The following is an 18357-nucleotide window of genomic DNA, read 5'->3' as shown; positions in this document are numbered from 1 at the left end:
AACTCCGTCTGCACGAAAAAAAAGCCCCGCAATCTGATTCGGAGCAACGCTGTGGATATAGAGGTAACTATTAAGCTAATCTAGCATGTATTCACGGTATTTGTTTTTACGAGGATTCATTACGAAAAGGATTCCCTTGGCATAACCGCTAACAGCTTTAAAATTTCGTTTGAGAGTTTCTTTGCCTGTCAGACAGGTTAACGTCCAGATCAATGCGGCATAATTCATAGGGGGTGCTTTACGTAAGTTGAGCAGATAATAATGATTGATGGCAGTAGCTCTTGCAACAACGCCCGCCTTATCCCGAGAACCCGGCGACTCATGATGAATGATTTTCATAGCCGGGTTAATGACAAGCTTGCCATAACGGCTAGCCAAATGGGACAAGTAAATATCCTCGGCAATGGAGTAACTTGTCATCCAGGGATAGGGTTTCATATCTTGTAATGCTGAGCGCCGGAATGACATATTACAACCGTGAAAAAAATCTGTCTCAAAAACCTGCTCCTTCTCTCCCCAGAGGTATAGGGAGCCTGCAAACATGCTTGGGGATAATCTGCCCGGGGATCCGGACATTTGTCCGGTCAGCATGCCAAACAGCCGGCCCGGTTTGCTGCTGCGCATGCCTTTAGCAACCCCGCCTACACCGACAATTGAATCGTCCGCTGCATAAGTATCAAGTAATCGTCGAATATATAAGGAATCATCTAATTCTGCATCATCGTCTAAATGAAGCACAATTTCAGCATTTACTAGTCCAAGTGACTCATAACGGGAAAGCCAGAGACCCGGATTAGTCTTACGATGATATCGAAACTCAGCCTGTGGCAATTTGTTCAGTATGTTACGATAATAGGTTAATCTTTCTACAGGAATCTCACCGTCATCTACAATCCAGAGCTCGATGGAGACATTCTCTAGCTGTGTCTGCTTGCTTATAGATTCTATGCACACTGTAAGGTCGTTTATACGGTTACGGGTAGGTATCACTATAGATACATCATGCATATGGGGATCTCCCTTCGGAATGTCTGGTGTTAACTTCATTCTATCTGCCCTGAAGGGGAGCGTATATACCACTTTCGTTTACTTTTTGCTTTAGCATTCACGTCTATAAATGTTATTTTAATAAAGTTAAGTTTGTAATTTTGAGTTTTTAACTATATAATAGTAAGCGACATATATTTAGTTATTGCTCTTATATAACAGCTACAAATTATCAATAATATTAGGAGGTTTTTTCGTGAGAATAGATATCTGGTCCGATTATGCATGTCCTTTTTGTTATATTGGCAAAAGACGGTTGGAGAATGCGCTCAGCCAATTTCCGAACCGTGATCAAGTAGAGGTAGTATTCCGTAGCTTTCAATTGGATCCACATGCAGAGGTAAGTACAGACAAGAGTATTCATGAGCTGTTGGCTACCAAATACGGGATGACCGTCGAAAAAGCAAAAGCAATGAACGCACAACTAGCGGAGCAAGCTAAAGATGTGGGTTTGGAATTTAATTTTGATACAGTGAAGCATACCAACACTTTTGACAGTCACCGACTGAGTCATTTTGCAAGCACAAAGGGAAAAGGCGCAGAAATGTCCGAACGTCTGCTGCGCGCCTACTTTACGGATTCATTAAATCTTGGAGATCGCAGTGTACTGGCTTCACTCGCTGCTGAAGTAGGTCTGGATCAAGCGGAAGCTGCGGCAATGCTGGAAACGGATGCTTTTGCGAATGAGGTTAATGGCGATATTGAAGAAGGAAGCCGTCTTAATATTACCGGTGTACCTTTCTTTGTATTCAACAATAAATATGCTTTATCTGGTGCACAACCAGGTCCTGTATTTACAGAGGTACTGGATACTGTGTGGGCGGAGGAACAAGCAGGACCAACGTTACAAGTGGTTGGTAATGGGAATTCTGAAGTATCTACCGATGATGGCTGCGCAGATGGATCTTGCAATATTTAAAGTTTAGATTCGAGTAAAACAAAAGAGCTGAGGGAGCCCTCAGCTCTTTTTTGTTTCGATAAAACTGTTCTTTTGTTGCTTCCCACACTCAAAAACAAGCGCTCCCGTTATCCGGAAGCGCTCGCTGCTGATTGTTGTTTTATCTGAAAGATGTAACAAAGCTTGAGAATAGTGTACGTACATCATATTGATATTGGTTGATTGGTTCGATAGGCCGTTCGATACCAAGTAGAGTATATACCGCAATTCTCGCTGCTCTCACGGAGTATTCTTCAGTGAATACAACGTCATCTGGAATTTCACAGAATTGTCCAATAAAGGCCAGGTTCGTGGAACCCTCAGGGACAACTTTTGGTCGGTCACTATTGAGTCTAGGCATGAACTGAGAAGTGATATAAGGCATCATGCAAGGAATACAGTTGGCGGTAGCCATGATCTCGTCCTTATGTTCTTCAAAGTGAAGATGACCGATCAATTCTTGCATGATTTCTTCGCCGGTACAATCACACATTCTCTTTTTCACGAAATCCCCAACTTTGTCTGGATACAGTCCGTAACCCCAGAACACTTTAACATGCTCAGGTTGATTGCGGAAATGCGGTTGGTAGGCCAGTACAACGGACATAAACCAGCTCGAATCCTTGAATGTGACCAAAGCGCCTGTGCCGGCACGGTTACGTGTGAAATTTTCCATCAGATCGAAGAATTTGGAGTCATGGAAAGTTACAGTAAAGGACTCCCATTTCGAACCGTCTACATGATCATCGAACGAAGAAGGATTGCCAAGACTTGGTTTCTTGGAAGCGATGTTTTCCCATAATTTCCACGAGCTTCCCTTGCCGTTAAGGCGTGGAGCAGAAGTCATAGAACCAAGGCTGGAGCCTTCGGTCATAGAACCGTTTGTGATAATCACAAGATCATCTTCTTTTACATCAATCACATCTTTGACACCTTCGCGCACTACATTCATTTGGGTTACGGTAATTCCGTCACCTTTTTTGAACTGCAGATCAGTCACTGTACATTTCAGTGTAAAATCGACACCAAATGGTTCAAGATATTTGTGCAAAGGCAGAATGATGGAATCATATTGGTTATAAGGAGTGCGGGTTACACCTTCCAGTGTTTGAATTCTTGGGAATTCATGGAAGAAACGGAGCATATATCTTTTAAACTCTACAGCGCTGTGCCAAGGTTGGAATGCAAAAGTAGTAGCCCACATATACCAGAAGTTTGTTGTGAAAAAGTGAGGGGCGAACCAGTCGTTGATACGCGCTTTCCCCATTTTATCTTCTGGTGTAATAATCAGCTTGCCCATAGCGAGACGATCAGCCATATCAAAACCCATGGACAATACATCTTCTACTTTGCCGTCTTTATTTACTAGTCTGGCGTTTGAGTGTGTTGGATTAGCGGTATCAAAAGCAATAATTTCATCCCGCACAGACAACCCCGGACGGTCGACAGAAGGAATCGTTGTTAATAGTTCCCAGAGATTTTCATAAGCTTCATCGTTGAGCATACGGCCGCCGCGGACAACGTAACCATGTTCAGCGTCACCTGCGCCGTCATTGCTACCACCAAGAATCTTCATCTCTTCAATAATGTGAATGTTTTGTCCCGGAAAATCACAGTCTCTGACCAGGTAAGCAGCGCCCGCTAGGGATGCAATTCCGCCACCGACAAAATAAACCTGTCTATTACCGTACTCTTTTTTCACAATGGTCGCCTCCAAGTAGTTGTTTAAATAATCACACTCTTAATGTAAACCAACTCCTATTTTGAAGGTATAATCAAACTCTTTAGAGTGTCTGGATTTTTGTCATTATGGGTGATCTGTCTAGTTTTTAGACAAAAAAAACCGCTGCAACCAAAGGTTACAACGGATGGTTCTCATATTTGTGTAAAGCTTTCAGAAAATTTCCTTCAATTAGATCACTTAGCTTCTCAATCATATGGTGCGGTTGTTCCTTCATGCCTTCTCTCATCCACTGAATGATTAGGCCTGTGAAGGCGAGCGTATAGAAATTGGCTATAAAATGCTTGTCTTCTTCGCAAACCTCCATCCCGGAGGACAGCTCGTTTATAACCCCCATGATGAGATCGTTTGTCACCTCGTACAGATATGCATCCAGGTGATTTCTGCCTAGTGAATTTAGCGTGTTACAGCAAAAGGATTTATTCCGCTCAATATAGCAGAAGATTCTATAAAAACCGTCCGTCCAAGTGCTGTAGCTGCGATACTGGGCGAGGCTTTCGACAGCCTCAGTCTTATAGATCCAACCTAGCAAATCAAATATATCCTGAAAATGATAATAAAAGGTTTGTCTGTTTAGTCCGCAATGGTCCACTAGTTGTTTAACAGTAATTTTATTGAGCGGTGTATGCTCCATTAGTTCTTTTAAAGAATGGGACAATGCATTTTTGGTTAGAAAAGAATTGGACAACAGCGTTTCACCTCTTCCATTCAAGACTTCGATGCTCGCGTATACAGCAGACGAATACCTTCCGCTAATAAACCCAGTGCAAATCCGGCACATGAAAATAAGGAAAATGCGAGGAAGCCTGCGAGATCCTCCCAACCGGACATCTCTTTGTAGGTGTAGCCCAGCATAAATGCCGCGCCTATGATTATTCCCGCCGTACTAAATACCCAGAGCAGACGTGCTCCGAGCCAGCCTAAAGTGTTGACGATGCCTGCCACTACTACGGAAAAAAGAGCAAAGCGCAGTAAGAGTGTGGTATCCATTTCTTGGGCCAGCATCACAAATCGGTGCAGAGGGAAGAGAAGCCATAGCAGAATGGCATAAACGGTCATCCAGAGAAACCAACTTTTACTTTTGGTAGCAGGCAGGAATTTCATTTCATGCACACCTCTTTTCCCATAGTTCGAACGTTAAAAAGTAGGAATTATACCGTGAAGGATTCCAGTTCTTCCGCACTTTGCAGCAGGTGGCTTAGCAGGTTTGGAATGTCCTCCATTTGTTCTTCTGTAAGTTGTCTTTTGAATTGCAGCTCGATGCAGTTATTGTAAGTTTCACTTTCCTGGCCATATATGAAGCTTAAAGATTGCACAGGCTGGAAATCAGGTCCCCAGATCGCTTTTAGAATACTGTCTATCGCCTGACATTCGTTAGGAATATCTTCGACTTCCATATAAAAACGAAGTGAAAGATTACAGCCGGGATCCGTATTAGGAACCTCCATGATTTCATCGCTGAGATCTTTCGTGGTCGAAGTGAGCAGGATTTCGGCGGTTACTTTCCTGCCTGCAGTTAATTGGAAGGAGAGACTGAACTCTCTGGACATCAGCGCCATATTCAGAAGGTCGGAGCGATCCGTAACCACCAGTATTCCGTCTAAATTATCGTAGTCATAAATCTGGTTCTCAAAGGCGATCTTAATATTATCGAAAACAGTAGGATGGAACAATAAGGGCACCTTCTTTGTTTATTTATATTGTAACATGATGTGATAGGAAGTTAAAAAAAGACGCCCAGGACCAAATGGACCGGGCATCTTGTGTAGAAGTTACGGCTTCCCATAAGCGGGAAGGCTCGTCAGTCGTGGGTATACGTTCAATTCTTAGTTTGTAGGCGCAGGCGCAGTATATTTCAGGAACGTCTTCGGAATCGGGCTCTCAAAGGTCATTAGTTCTCCAGTGGTTGGATGAATAAAAGAGAGCACTCGAGCATGTAGGCCAAGTCTTCCTACCGTTTTGGTCTCTGCCCCATATTTCTTGTCACCTGCGATAGGGTGGCCGATATCTGCCATGTGCACCCGAATCTGATTTTTTCGTCCGGTTTCGAGCTTAACCTCTAGCAAGGAAAAATGGCGGTTAGCCTGAATAAGCTTATAATGTGTAATTGCATGTAGTCCATCGCCTTCATGAGGACTGGAATACATTTTAAGGGTTGAGGTTTCTTTGAGCCAAGAGCTTATCTTGCCTTCAGGTCTTTTAACCGCGCCTTCGACGAGCGCTACGTAAGAACGTTCCTTCACAGTATCTTTCCACGTAGTTTGTAATGCCTGCTGAATCCGTTCGCTTTTGGCAAACATCATTACGCCTGAAGTATCTCTGTCCAAACGGTGTACGACAAAAATCCGATTTTTTGGATTGCTAACACGGACATGCTCCATAAGCTGGCGGTAAGCCGTCAATTCATTTTCTTCCGCAGTGGCGATAGATAGCAGTCCAGCATCCTTTTGAACAATGATCAGATCTTCATCCTCATGAACGATTTTAAGTCCGATCATCTCTGCTGTTTGTACAGGCTTCTCTTGATCAATAGTAACGTTTTGACCCGGATGCAGTTGGAAATTATGCTGTGTAACTACCTTATCATTCACCGACACTTGTCCACGCGATAGGATGGATTTAATCGCATTTCGTCCGCGACCCGTGACGTGGGTGAGTAAGAAGGGCAACAGTTCAGAAGGTTCGTTTACAGTAAAAGACTTGGGTGCTGCGGTTGTTTTAGTTTTATGGTTAAGCTTGCCAGTAGGCTTGCTGTGAGAACGAGTACCTCTTTTGGCTGTTTCTTTAGGATTTCTTCTTGAGTTCATGGATGCATTCTCCGTCCTTTAATATTGTACTCCTCAATATACCATGGGCTGTGAAGAAATACTATGGAGAGGGCAGGCTTGCTGGTTTGTAAATGCTCATAGATAGAACAGCTGGGCTAATCCAAGAAGCAGGAATAAACCGAGATATACCCAGCCTAACACGCGGGCATATTTTTTTTCCCGGTGCATAGCATTGACTGCATATATTTTAGTATCCACAGTAAGCAACAGAACACTGGAGATCAGCAGCGCAACAATTACGTAGGTTAGCTGGTGATAGAGCATAGTAGAGCCTCCCATAAACGTCATTTAATTTTGTTTAAGACCTACTCTGTCGATGTGAGTTTTCAACTTAACTTCAACACTGAGATTGGAATACTGCTGCTCCCAGTCATGTTTGTCACGAATATTGGCTTTCCAGTAGGAGGGAGCATATGCACGAATATATTCACCCATGCCAAAGACATCGGAATGCGCTTGTTGAGTTTCTTCGATAAGGTGGTTGAAAATACCGATCACTCTCTTTTGAAAAATATCTTCAATCTTTTCTAAAGAACGGCTGGAATCGATAGGGATATCACTACGTAAATGCTCATCTAGAGCCGCCTCTAAAGTGAGATTATAGGTGATGTGAGGTTTGCCCTCTTTGAAATGAACCTTCACCCTCGTGAACCGGTCGTTGACCTTGAGCATCACCGGACCGAATTCATCAGCATAAAAAAGATCGGAGTATCCCCCGGGATTAATGCCCTTCATGGACATATATGCGCCAATCTCAATCGGAATCGTCGATCCGACCATCACTCCACCACTAAAGTAAGCTAGGCCTTTAATCATGATATTGTCTTCCTGATGTAATGAGACGTAAGGCAGATAACCACTTTCGCCCCATTTGGATTCTGCTGACCAGAATACACCTATATAATCAGCGGGGAATTTTCCTGATGTTACTGCTTTTTCCATGGTGGAGAGGATGTAAAGGGTCGGCACTCGCTGCAGCGGAGGATTAATATTCATAAATTTAGCAGCCTCCCCTTCGGATACTAGCAGCCAGGTCCGGCGACGAACTTCTGGATTTCGCCGCAAATAATCATTTAAGTCATTCATGCTTTTTTTTGCGATGTCCTCACTAATAATAATCACTCGTAAATGAATTAGATAACGTGGATCAGAAATTTGCTGCTGTAAATTGTTCATGGCGTCATCTAAGGTGTACCCGTACACTTCTACGACCCATACTGGATTTTGATTCACGCCTCCGCCATCACCTCCACTGCCTGGTCCGAGTGGAACTCTTCCCGGAACCGCAATTTGGGCGGTCACACGGATTTTGGGAAGGCTAATATTTGCGCTTTTAAGATGAGTGGTTTGATCATCATTTATTTTGCTGTCTGGAGGGACGGAATCAATGGATAACCCTAGCACCAATGCACGGTCTTCTATTTCAAGCTGGTCCCAGCACCCTGAGAGTAAACCAGACATGAGTGAGAGAATAAATATAAGAACTACACGCTTGTAAATTTTTTTATTCATGAGAAATGGCTCCTTTATTTCGGATTAGAGAGACTAACCATAATAAAAGAGGATAGAAGGTCAAAAAAATCAAACCGATTATCGCTGTAATGCTAGCAAATGAATAGACCTGAAATATATTTCTCGGCAAAAGTGAAAAAGTGATGATAAGTGGGAGTAAGAAGCTGGATATTAGGCGGTGATCCTTGTGCCGCAGCACTTGTTGCAGAGAGTATGCAGCTAAGTAGTAGTTCGTAAAGATGGAAGTGAATATAGAAACCACCCAAATTATTATAAAAAGAGCATCAAACCGTTCTAAAAGTCCTGCGCCGATGGATATGGAGCGAGCTGCTTCTAAGGTTGGATAGGAAAGTAATTTGGTTTCTTGAGCTCCAAACATGCCTAAAGTGACCCAAACGATCATTACATAAATGAATCCAATGATACAAAGCGCAACAGTGCCTGCTTTAAGGATCTGTTGAGGTTTTTTCATTAAAGGAACCAGCAGGATGATGACAAATGTGCCCTGATAAAGGCCAGCGGACGTAATCGTTCCTTTGGAAAAGCTTGAAAAGGTGGTGTGATTTCCGGTGAGGGGTAGCAAGTTTAGAACGTCAACATTTTTCATAGCTACCAAGGCAATTGCTATAACAGATAATAGAATAAAAGGTAAATAGAAAACATGAACATAAGTGAATTTCACAATATTTCTTCGGATTGATAAGGCAACCAGTAGGAGCATTAAGAGAATTACTGCTTCGATGGGTGTCTTTTTAAAGACAACCGCAATACATACTTCTCCGAATTGGCGCATGGTGATCCCGGCAGAGAAAGCAAAAAACAAAGAAATAAAAATGGAGAAAATATCCGCGAGCCCAGTTCCGAGAAGGCGGCGGCTGAATACGAACAACGTTTCGTTCGGGAATTTTCGGCAGACAGCTGCTGTAAACCAGCAACCCAAAAAAGCAACAGGTACACCAGAAGCAGTCACGAGCGGTGCACCACTGTCTCCGGCTTCAGCCATATAACGAGGAATACTTAAGATTCCTATTCCTATAATCGTACTAACGATTACAGCCATGACTTGGATCGTTGTTATGGGGCGGTTACTATTCATCAGCTTCACTTTTCTCCTTAAAAATCAGATCGGTATGCATTTTCGGAATATCCTTGGCAAGAAGATCAGGATCAGGTGTATTAAGAAAGCTTGGGCGGCTTCGCATCCACCATAAAGGTACCCGAACGATACTATCCTTAAGGTCCTTCCATATCGTAGGGACAAAGGGGGTCATGTAGGGAACGCCAAAAGATTCCAGGAATAATAAGTGGTTGATAATAACAATAGTGCCCAGCATTACTCCGTACAGGCCAAAGCAGCCTGCCAATATGATCAATGGAAATCTAAGCATTCTTGAAGAGATTGCGGCATTGTAAGCGGGTGTGGCAAAAGACCCTATGGTCGTTATAGCCACAACAACTACGGTAGTTGGACTCGCCAGACCTGCTGCTACGGCTGCCTGACCAATGACAAGCACACCTACAATAGAAAGAGCCCCGCCAATCATTTGCGGTAGGCGAATGGTTGCTTCGCGCAGCACCTCCATGAAGACTTCCATAATCAGAACTTCCAATACGGCTGGAAAGGGTACGCCAGCTCTTGCACCTGTTATTGCTACGGCGAACTCTGTCGGCAGTAGCTCAGGATTGAAAGAGATAATGGATACATATAAGGCAGGGAAGAAAAGGGAAAATAATAATGCGATCAGGCGGATCATTCTTAGGAGGCTTCCTACGATAAAACGTTCCGTATAGTCATCCATCGTCTGAAAGAATTGATTGAAAAGTGCCGGGACGATGAGGCAGAAAGGTGAGCCATCTACAAGGATGATGACTCGTCCTTCTAATAAAGAGGCTATAGATTTATCAGGACGTTCAGTTGGCTGAACCTGTGGAAACGGGGAAAGGGGATGATCCTCTATAAATTGCTCGATATACCCCGCATCAAGGATGCCGTCTACATTAATTGCTGATAATCTCTTCATCACCTTTTGAACTAGCCCTGGATCGGCTATTCCTTCGATATAACAAACAGCTACTTTTGAGCGCGTCCGTACGCCAAGAGGGGCAGTTACTACACGAAAATCCGGCGTTTGTAGTCGATAGCGAAGCAAAGAGATGTTGGATTCTAAATTCTCTATAAACCCATCACGTGAACCGCGTATAACTTGTTCAGTTTGAGGTTGCTCAATGCTACGATGCTCAATTTTACGCAGATTGAAGTAAAGTGCCTGATCCATTCCATCTATGATTAGAACTACATTTCCATCCAACAAGACGGAGACTAGAGTATTTAGGTCCTTAGTGCGGTTACCTTGTGTGACTTGTACAGTCATACTCCAGATGTAATCAGGTAAATCCTTTAGATCTTTTGGAATTTCTGAGTGGTCGGAGGAAACATTCATTAATGGCTTTAAAACATAGTTCTGAATTTGATTCTGGTCCACCACAGAAGAAAAAAAGATAATAGCCGCATCATATCTACCGTATACCTTGAAGTTACGGACAATAAGGTCGCTGTCTTCTCCAAAGACTTGTCGAATGAAGCTTATATTGCTCTTCAGGCTGGAATCCAATGGCTTTACTGGACGATTGTCCTGGGCAGAGGACTCGTTACGTGCAGGCTTTTGTTTAAAGGAGGTATATTTTTGTTTCCAATTTTGCACGGTCGCTCCACCTTTCTATGAAATCACGCTTATTAAAGCTTGGCTTAAAAGAAGACCTTTTATGTAAATATTTCAAAAGAAGAACAGGGTGATGATAGTTAAGAAGTGTTGCTCATTACACCATTGACCGCTAAACTAAAGATAGAAACGCCTAAGGAGTTATGAGAGATATGAAGATGCAAGCACCTACTATTGAACAGGCGCAGGCTGAGCTGCAAAAATATTACGGTTATCCAGACTTTCGGGATGGCCAGAAAAAGATTGTTCAGAACTTGCTGGAAGGACGCGACACACTGGGAATCCTCCCTACGGGTGGCGGGAAATCGATCTGTTATCAGGTTCCTGCACTGCTCCTGCCAGGGCTGACACTGGTGATATCACCACTGATCTCGCTGATGAAAGACCAGGTGGATGCGTTAACTACTGCGGGTATTCCGGCAGCCTTTATTAATAGCACGTTAAGCGGAAAAGAAGTGAATGAGCGGATTCGGGCTGCCCGGCGGGGCGATTTGAAGCTGCTCTATGTTGCGCCCGAAAGACTTGAGCTGGACTGGTTCCGTCTGGAAATGGCTGAGCTGTCTATTTCCTGCGTGGCTGTTGATGAAGCGCACTGTGTATCCCAGTGGGGACATGATTTTCGGACAAGTTATCTGTCGGTATCTCCATTTGTAGATGAGCTGCCTAAACGTCCGATCCTGGCAGCATTTACCGCCACGGCGACGCCGGAGGTTATAGAGGATATGGTCCGGCTGCTGCGCTTACGCGAGCCGGGTATTTTCATGACGGGGCTAGGAAGAGATAATCTGGCAATGTCCGTGCTGCGGGGAGAGAACAAGCGGGAGTTCGTTATGGATTATGCGGCTACGCATTCTCACCAGCCGGGGATTGTATATGCGGCAACCCGCAAAGAAGTAGATGATCTGTATCAGAGGCTGCAAGCTTCTGGCATAGCGGCAGGTCGCTATCATGCGGGTATGAACGACCAGGAGCGGGCAGATAGCCAGGAAGGGTTCCTCTATGACGATATCCGGGTCATGGTGGCTACGAATGCCTTTGGGATGGGGATTGATAAATCCAATGTCCGGTACGTAATTCACTACAATATGCCCAAAAATATGGAAGCTTATGTTCAGGAAGCAGGTCGTGCTGGACGTGACGGGGAGCCGAGTGAATGTATTTTGCTGTTTAGTGCGCAGGATATTATGACGCAAAAGTTCCTGATCGAGCAGAATCCACAGGATACTGACCGTAAAGCTAACGAATATCGCAAGCTTCAGCAAATGATTGATTATTGCTATACTACTCGCTGCTTGCGCAGTGCCCAGCTGGATTATTTCGGGGAAGAGCATGGGGACAAGCCATGTGGTATCTGCAGCTCATGTACGGATGAACGAGAGCTAGTGGATATGACCGTCGATGCGCAAAAGATTTTCTCCTGCATCCACCGCATGCGGGAGCGTTATGGTGTAGCGTTGGTGGCATCTGTGCTGAAAGGCTCTCGCAATCAAAAGGTGATGCAGTACGGCTTCGATAAGCTGCCCACACATGGGGCGATGTCGAGCCGGACGGAGAAGGAAATCTCAGAGAGTATCAATGTGCTCATCTCAGAAGGGTATCTTGCCTTGTCGGAAGGCCAGTACCCTGTAGTACGGCTTCAGCCTCTGGCTGCTGAGGTCCTGCGCGGACAGCGTGAGGTGATGCAGCGTGTGGCACGGCCTTCGCGGACAGGTACAACATCTGGTACGAGAGTTCGTAGCCGGGGGCATGACCTGTCGCCATCAGCCGTCAATGAGACTGTCTTTGAGCAGCTGCGTCTTATCCGGCGTGAATTGGCAGGACGCGAGCATGTGCCGTCGTACATTATTTTTAATGATGCCACGCTGCGTGAGATGAGTGTGGTTTGCCCGCAGACCGAAGCGGAAATGCTGAGGGTAAAGGGTGTTGGGGAAGTGAAATACCGGAAGTACGGTAAGGCATTCTTAGAGTTTTTTCAAAATGAAATGTAGAAAAGGTCGTGTAGCATGAAAATCGTCCTGACCACGTTAAACGCCAAATATATTCATACCTCACTCGCAATCCGCTTGCTAAAAGCGTACAGTGAGCATGAATTTAAGGATATTCATTTGGCAGAGTACACCATCAAAGATCCCGTGATGAATATTGTGTCCGACTTGTTTCAGAAACGGCCAGATGTGATTGGTTTCTCCTGTTATATCTGGAACATCGAAGAGACGCTGAAGCTGATTGGTATTCTTAAGCAAGTGATGCCTGAAGTTAAGATTGTTCTCGGAGGACCGGAAGTTTCGTATGAGCCGCTTCATTGGATGAAAAGAGAAGCTGGTATTGATTTTATAGTTAATGGAGATGGGGAAGAGACGTTCCACCATTTGCTGCAGGAGCTAAGGGATGATCGTAAGTTTCACTTTGTGTATGGAGCCGCTTATCGCAAGGGAGAAGAGATCATTGTCAATCCACCACGTCCCAAAAGCGATCTGAATACGCTGCCTACGCCGCATCGTTTTCCTGAGGATATTCCAGATTTGAGTAAACGTATTGTTTATTTTGAGACAAGCCGCGGGTGCCCATTTAACTGCCAGTTCTGTTTATCCAGTATTGAGGTAGGCGTACGTTATTATGATATTGAACGAGTGAAATCCGATCTGCTCTATTTAATACAGAATGGCGCCAAAATCATTAAATTTCTGGATCGTACCTTTAATATCAACCGCAACTATGCGATGGAAATGTTTCAATTCCTGATCGATAATCATCAAGGCTGCGTGTTTCAGTTCGAAATTACCGCAGATATCATGCGGCCTGAAGTTCTGGATTTCCTATCTAAGAATGCGCCTCCGGGTATTTTTAGATTTGAAATTGGGGTGCAATCTACCAACGATGAGACGAATGAGCTTGTTAAACGCCGCCAGAATTTCAAAAAGCTGTCCCGTACCGTAATGAAGATTAAGGCAAGCGGCAATATCGATCAGCATCTGGATTTGATTGCCGGATTACCTATGGAGGATTACAGCACCTTCCGTAAAACGTTTAATGATGTATTCGTTATGGAGCCGGAAGAGCTACAGCTAGGATTCCTCAAAATGCTGCGGGGAACGGGGCTGCGGGCACAGGCGTCTAAATATGAGTACACGTATATGGAACACGCACCTTATGAAATCCTTAGCAGTCATATGATGCCTTTCTCAGACATTATCCGTTTGAAGCGGCTTGAGGATGTGCTGGAGAAATACTGGAACAGCCACCGGATGGACCATACGGCCAAGTACTTGATCCGTCATGTATTTGATTCGCCATTCGATTTCTTTCAGGAGTTCGGTGACTATTGGGAGGAGAGAGGCTGGCAAAAGATTGGCCATCAGCTGGAAGATCTCTTTACCCGCTTGCAGTCCTTCCTGATAGATCGCGGGACGCCGTCTATGGATGTTATAACTGGCTTGATGAAGCTGGACTATTTTCTTGGACACAAGTACAAGCCGCGCAAAATCTGGTGGGATTTCGTGCTGGATAAGTCGGATTGGTCGAGCTATTTGAAAGATATCGCGGCTAATCCGGGTCAAATTTCTGCCCAGTTAGCAGAAGCAGGACTTAACGAAAGAGAACTGCAAAAGTATACTGTGCTGGAAGTATTGCCATTCTCGCTGGAAGCGGTGCTGGATTCCATCAGCGGCATGCGTGCCGATGAAGGCTTGGAGGATAGTGAAGCTGATATGGCTAATCTGGAGGCGTTGCCTTCGGCAGACTCGCCATTACAGGGAGCAGCGGATAGTAGTTTAGAAGAGACTGCGCAAGCAGCAAGCTCGGCTGTAGCTGTAGCGGAGCCCGCTTCCATTAGAGAAGGGCGCACGCTACTAATCGTAATGTATCAGCAGAACGAGAGTCAACGCGCTCAGTACTACACACTGCCCTTGTAATAGGCGGGTGGAAGGATAGACCGTTCCTTTATGGGACGGTCTATTTTTTTGTCTTGGGCGATAGCGACAACGGAGTTCGGAAGTGGTGAGTAACCCGTCGCAGGCGGACCCAGCGGACCTTATACGTGGAAATATCCTGTTTTTTGGTGCTAACGGACCGCATAGTCGCTATTGGCACGAAAAACACCTAATATGAACCTGTTTCGCATGAATAGCTGCACTGGAGTCCGAAACCTAGCTCGAAAGGCTATAAATTAGAAAATAGCGTCATCTGAGTCCGGAAGCGGTGAGTCACCCGACGCAGGCGGACCCAGCGGACCTTATACGTGGAATTATCCTGTTTTTTGGATGCTAACGGACCGCATAGTCGCTATTGGCACGAAACACACCAAATATGAACCTGTTTCACATGAATAGCTGCACTGGAGTCCGATATCTAGCTCGAAAGGCTATAAATTAGCAAATAGCGTCAACTGAGTCCGGAAGTAGCGGGGAGAGTAATGACGCAGGCGGACCCAGCGGACCTTATACGTGGAAATATCCTGTTTTTTGATGCTAACGGACCGCATAGTCGCTATTGGCTTGAAAACATCCAATATGAACCTGTTTCGCATGAATAGGTGCACTGGAGTCCGAAACCTAGCGCGAAAGGCTATAAATTAGCAAAAGCGTCAACTGAGTCCGGAAGTAGCGGGAGAGTAATGGTGTGTAGTTAGTGTCAACTGAGTCCGAGAGTAGGGGGAATGGTGATGATGTGTAGCTAGCGTCATCTGAGTCCGAAAGCGGTGAGTAACCTGACGCAGGCGGACCCAGCGGACCTTATACGTGGAAATATCCTGCTTTTTGGATGCTAACGGACCGCATAGTCGCTATTGGCACGAAAAACACCTAATATACACCTCTTTGGAAGGAATAGGTGCACTGGAGTCCGAAACCTAGCTCGAAAGGCTATAAATTAGTAAATAGCGTCATCTGGGTCCGAAAGCGGCGGGGGAAGGTGATGATATGTAGCTAGTGTCAACTGAGTCCGAAAGTGGAGGGGGAAAGTGATGATGTGTAGTTAGTGACAGCTGAGTCCGAAACCTAGCTCGAATGTCTGAAAATAGCAAATAGCATCATCTGAGTCCGGAAGCGGTGAGTAACCCGACGCAGGCGGACCCAGCGGACCTTATACGTGGAAATATCCTGTTTTTTGGATGCTAACGGACCGCATAGTCGCTATTGGCACGAAAAACACCTAATATACACCTCTTTGGAAGGAATAGGTGCACTGGAGTCCGAAACCTAGCTCGAAAGGCTATAAATCAGCAAATAGCGTCATCTGAGTCCGGAAGTAGCGGGGAGAGTAATGAAGTGTGGTTAGTGTCAACTGAGTCCGGAAGTAGCGGGGAGAGTAATGAAGTGTGGTTAGTGTCAACTGAGTCTGGAAGTAGCGGGGAGAGTAATGATGTGTAGTTAATGTCAACTGAGTCCGAAAGTGGAGGGGGAGAACGATGAGCTGAAGACAGCGTCAACTGAGTCCGAAAGTGGTGGCGGAAGTTTATTTACTAAAGTTCAGATGCGCGGAGGAACTGGAGATTGTTAGATTGAGAAGTCTGCTGAGATAAGTTACGCAAACCGCAAAGAAGCGATCTCCCAAATACCGGGAGCATCGCTTCTATGTTGTCTCAATTCTCGTCTCATAAATTCACTAACAACCGCGTTTTCTCTTAACTTATCGTTGAAACCTCTGAAGGAAGGTGGCGCTCTAACCAGTTGAGCACATCGGCTGTGACTTGATCTCGATTCACTTCATTTAGCATTTCGTGTCTACCTTCTGGATAGAGTCGGAACTCAACGTCTGACACTCCTCGTTTCTTATACAACTCCGCAAGACGGGGAATGCCTTGACCGTTCATCCCGACAGGGTCCTTATCCCCACCAAATATATAAATGGGCTTACCTGTACATAATGTGCTAAGTGATTCCTCAGTATGGATCTCTCTTAGGAGGTGGAAGAAACCACGGAAAAAGCGTGTTGTACAAATAGCTCCGCAGAATGGATCGGAAATGTACTTATCTACTTCCGCAGTATCGCTGCTCAGCCAGTCAAATGTTGTTCTGACCGGGGAAAAGGCGCGGTTATAGCTGCCGAATACCAGACTGTTCAGCAGTACACTGCGATGATGCTCACCCTTTAGCTTAAGCTGCGCGCTAGCCAGAGATTCTCCAATACGCAGCATACTGCGTGGACCATTTGTCCCGCTTAGGATAAACCCTGAATAGATTTCGTTGCCTTCTTCGCACATGAGTTTTTGACCCAGAAAGGAACCCATACTGTGTGCGAATAAAATGATGGGCTTTCCTTCATGCTTGGAGAGTGCTGCGGCACCTACCTGCAGAAGATTGCGCCGCATCCAATAAAATCCGTCCTCCCCAACATCACCAAGCAGATTGACTTGACCAGCGGTTCTACCATGTCCCCGGTGGTCATTGGCATATACTGCATAACCAACCCCGGTTAAAGCTTCCGCAAAACGAGCGTAGCGGGCAGCAGTTTCACACATCCCGTGTGAAATTTGCACGATTCCTCTAACTGGCACATCGGACTCAGGTAACCATTCATAGACATGGATGGTTACACCTATGGGATCCGTTAGAGTAAAGCTGTTTTCCTTCATGGTCCATTCCTCCTAAAGGTTCTCGACTTATGGTAAATAAGAGCGAAGCACAGTAGAATGACCCTCGATAGTATAACGGCCTAGGTTGGAAGGAATCAGATAACATTCCCCTGCGGCATAAGGCTGGGAGCCGCCTTCCCAAGTCAGATGTCCGCTGCCTTCGCAGATAACCAGAATAGTGAAGCTGTCTTCTGAAGTGGTGAGATCCCATGAACCATTTACGATCCCTTTTTCGACAATAAAATAAGGTGAAGCGGCAAGCTGCAGCCACTCTCCAGGCACTGCATGATCGGTCTTCATCGAAGTAGCGCCAGCGCCTTCATAAGCTGTAACATTCAGAGAATCCTCGATATGAAGCTCGCGTGGTTTTCCATCTAGACCTGGACGGTCGTAGTCATAAATACGGTATGTAGTGTCGGAATTCTGTTGAATTTCCGCTACAACGACACCAGCGCATAGAGCATGTACCGTTCCGGCAGGGATGTAGAAGGAATCGCCAGCGGAGACAGATACCTCTTGAAGGCTATCCATAACCGTGCCTTTTTCCAGTGCTTCGCGTAATGTTTCACGGTCTACGCCTTCTTTAAGGCCGTAGATGATTTTTGCATCTGGCTTAGCGTCTAATACGTACCACATCTCTGTTTTACCCAGTTCACCTTTAGGCAATCCTACATAATCATCCGTAGGATGGACTTGAACGGAAAGGTTGTCGTTGCAATCCAACAATTTGATCAAGAGTGGAAATCTTCCACCAGCTTCTGATATTCCCTTGCTTCCGAACCACTCGTGACCAAATTGCTCACGAATTTGATCCAGACCTTGTCCAGCTAATTCTCCATTAACCACCGAAGATGTTCCATTCGCATGATCGGCAATCATCCAGCCTTCACCAATATGGCCTTCTGGTAGATTCAGGCCGAATTTCTCCAGCGCGCGGCCACCCCAGACACGTTCTTTAAACTCCGGTTGAAATTTTAAAGGATATGGTTGTGTCATTCGTA

Annotated in this window: 15 protein-coding genes; 3 read left to right on the top strand and 12 right to left on the bottom strand. The window is 45.3% G+C overall.

Features of this window, described 5'->3' with window-relative positions:
* Positions 1-75 precede the first annotated feature (75 nt).
* Positions 76-1047, bottom strand: coding sequence for a glycosyltransferase family 2 protein (locus MHI15_RS16785; protein ID WP_254848783.1), 972 nt, complete (start codon positions 1045-1047; stop codon positions 76-78).
* Between the two features lie 196 nt (positions 1048-1243).
* On the opposite strand from MHI15_RS16785, the gene MHI15_RS16780 reads away from it, so the two are divergent.
* Positions 1244-1966, top strand: a complete 723-nt coding sequence (locus tag MHI15_RS16780) for a DsbA family oxidoreductase (protein WP_341164629.1) — start codon at positions 1244-1246, stop codon at positions 1964-1966.
* Positions 1967-2105: 139 nt separating this feature from the next.
* Here MHI15_RS16780 and MHI15_RS16775 read toward each other — a convergent pair whose 3' ends face one another.
* From MHI15_RS16775 to MHI15_RS16735, 9 genes are all read right to left on the bottom strand, one after another.
* Positions 2106-3686, bottom strand: a complete 1581-nt coding sequence (locus tag MHI15_RS16775; RefSeq protein WP_076128088.1) for an oleate hydratase — start codon at positions 3684-3686, stop codon at positions 2106-2108.
* A 157-nt stretch (positions 3687-3843) separates the two neighbouring features.
* Positions 3844-4437: a TetR/AcrR family transcriptional regulator gene (locus MHI15_RS16770; RefSeq protein WP_232061171.1), complete on the bottom strand. Its 594-nt coding sequence runs from the start codon at positions 4435-4437 to the stop codon at positions 3844-3846.
* Positions 4434-4829 carry a hypothetical protein gene (locus MHI15_RS16765; protein ID WP_076128086.1) on the bottom strand — a complete coding sequence of 132 codons (396 nt, stop codon included), beginning with the start codon at positions 4827-4829 and terminating at the stop codon, positions 4434-4436. Before MHI15_RS16765 ends, MHI15_RS16770 begins: the two co-directional genes overlap by 4 nt.
* Positions 4830-4876: 47 nt before the next feature.
* The gene (locus tag MHI15_RS16760) at positions 4877-5398 is read right to left on the bottom strand and encodes a hypothetical protein (protein ID WP_076128085.1); all 522 of its coding nucleotides are present in this window, start codon (positions 5396-5398) and stop codon (positions 4877-4879) included.
* Positions 5399-5551: 153 nt separating this feature from the next.
* Positions 5552-6532, bottom strand: a complete 981-nt coding sequence (locus tag MHI15_RS16755) for an RluA family pseudouridine synthase (RefSeq protein WP_076128083.1) — start codon at positions 6530-6532, stop codon at positions 5552-5554.
* A 96-nt stretch (positions 6533-6628) separates the two neighbouring features.
* Positions 6629-6817 (bottom strand): CLC_0170 family protein, encoded by a 189-nt coding sequence (locus tag MHI15_RS16750; RefSeq protein ID WP_076185706.1) that lies wholly within the window; start codon positions 6815-6817, stop codon positions 6629-6631.
* A 24-nt stretch (positions 6818-6841) separates the two neighbouring features.
* The gene (locus MHI15_RS16745; RefSeq protein WP_341164628.1) at positions 6842-8065 is read right to left on the bottom strand and encodes a Ger(x)C family spore germination protein; all 1224 of its coding nucleotides are present in this window, start codon (positions 8063-8065) and stop codon (positions 6842-6844) included.
* Positions 8058-9161 (bottom strand): GerAB/ArcD/ProY family transporter, encoded by a 1104-nt coding sequence (locus tag MHI15_RS16740; protein ID WP_076128078.1) that lies wholly within the window; start codon positions 9159-9161, stop codon positions 8058-8060. The genes MHI15_RS16745 and MHI15_RS16740 overlap by 8 nt, the downstream gene beginning before the upstream one ends.
* On the bottom strand, positions 9154-10767 hold the full coding sequence (locus MHI15_RS16735; protein WP_139330130.1) for a spore germination protein: 1614 nt from the start codon (positions 10765-10767) through the stop codon (positions 9154-9156). The genes MHI15_RS16740 and MHI15_RS16735 overlap by 8 nt, the downstream gene beginning before the upstream one ends.
* Before the next feature lie 170 nt (positions 10768-10937).
* Here MHI15_RS16735 and recQ point away from each other — a divergent pair, with 170 nt between their 5' ends.
* Both recQ and MHI15_RS16725 read left to right on the top strand, forming a co-directional pair.
* The gene (recQ, locus tag MHI15_RS16730) at positions 10938-12773 is read left to right on the top strand and encodes a DNA helicase RecQ (protein WP_341164627.1); all 1836 of its coding nucleotides are present in this window, start codon (positions 10938-10940) and stop codon (positions 12771-12773) included.
* 15 nt (positions 12774-12788) lie between these two features.
* Positions 12789-14696 (top strand): B12-binding domain-containing radical SAM protein, encoded by a 1908-nt coding sequence (locus MHI15_RS16725; protein ID WP_341164626.1) that lies wholly within the window; start codon positions 12789-12791, stop codon positions 14694-14696.
* A gap of 1709 nt (positions 14697-16405) precedes the next feature.
* On the opposite strand, the gene MHI15_RS16720 is transcribed toward MHI15_RS16725, so the two are convergent.
* Both MHI15_RS16720 and MHI15_RS16715 read right to left on the bottom strand, forming a co-directional pair.
* A complete protein-coding gene (locus MHI15_RS16720; RefSeq protein ID WP_076279506.1) occupies positions 16406-17356 on the bottom strand; it encodes an alpha/beta fold hydrolase in 951 nt (316 codons plus the stop codon).
* Positions 17357-17383: 27 nt separating this feature from the next.
* Positions 17384-18352: a type I phosphomannose isomerase catalytic subunit gene (locus tag MHI15_RS16715; RefSeq protein ID WP_076128070.1), complete on the bottom strand. Its 969-nt coding sequence runs from the start codon at positions 18350-18352 to the stop codon at positions 17384-17386.
* Positions 18353-18357: the final 5 nt, after the last annotated feature.

The sequence above is a fragment of the Paenibacillus sp. FSL H7-0918 genome (assembly GCF_038007025.1).
GTDB lineage: Bacteria > Bacillota > Bacilli > Paenibacillales > Paenibacillaceae > Paenibacillus_AQ > Paenibacillus_AQ odorifer.
This window is presented reverse-complemented; position numbering and strand designations above follow the sequence as displayed.

Bases quoted from the DNA above. Each gene is read 5' to 3' on its own strand.
- MHI15_RS16785 (WP_254848783.1), bottom strand. From the start codon at position 1,047: ATGAAGTTAACACCAGACATTCCGAAGGGAGATCCCCATATGCATGAT.
- MHI15_RS16720 (WP_076279506.1), bottom strand. From the start codon at position 17,356: ATGAAGGAAAACAGCTTTACTCTAACGGATCCCATAGGTGTAACCATC.
- recQ (WP_341164627.1), top strand. From the start codon at position 10,938: ATGAAGATGCAAGCACCTACTATTGAACAGGCGCAGGCTGAGCTGCAA.
- MHI15_RS16755 (WP_076128083.1), bottom strand. From the start codon at position 6,532: ATGAACTCAAGAAGAAATCCTAAAGAAACAGCCAAAAGAGGTACTCGT.
- MHI15_RS16725 (WP_341164626.1), top strand. From the start codon at position 12,789: ATGAAAATCGTCCTGACCACGTTAAACGCCAAATATATTCATACCTCA.
- MHI15_RS16765 (WP_076128086.1), bottom strand. From the start codon at position 4,829: ATGAAATTCCTGCCTGCTACCAAAAGTAAAAGTTGGTTTCTCTGGATG.
- MHI15_RS16745 (WP_341164628.1), bottom strand. From the start codon at position 8,065: ATGAATAAAAAAATTTACAAGCGTGTAGTTCTTATATTTATTCTCTCA.
- MHI15_RS16715 (WP_076128070.1), bottom strand. From the start codon at position 18,352: ATGACACAACCATATCCTTTAAAATTTCAACCGGAGTTTAAAGAACGT.
- MHI15_RS16750 (WP_076185706.1), bottom strand. From the start codon at position 6,817: ATGCTCTATCACCAGCTAACCTACGTAATTGTTGCGCTGCTGATCTCC.
- MHI15_RS16740 (WP_076128078.1), bottom strand. From the start codon at position 9,161: ATGAATAGTAACCGCCCCATAACAACGATCCAAGTCATGGCTGTAATC.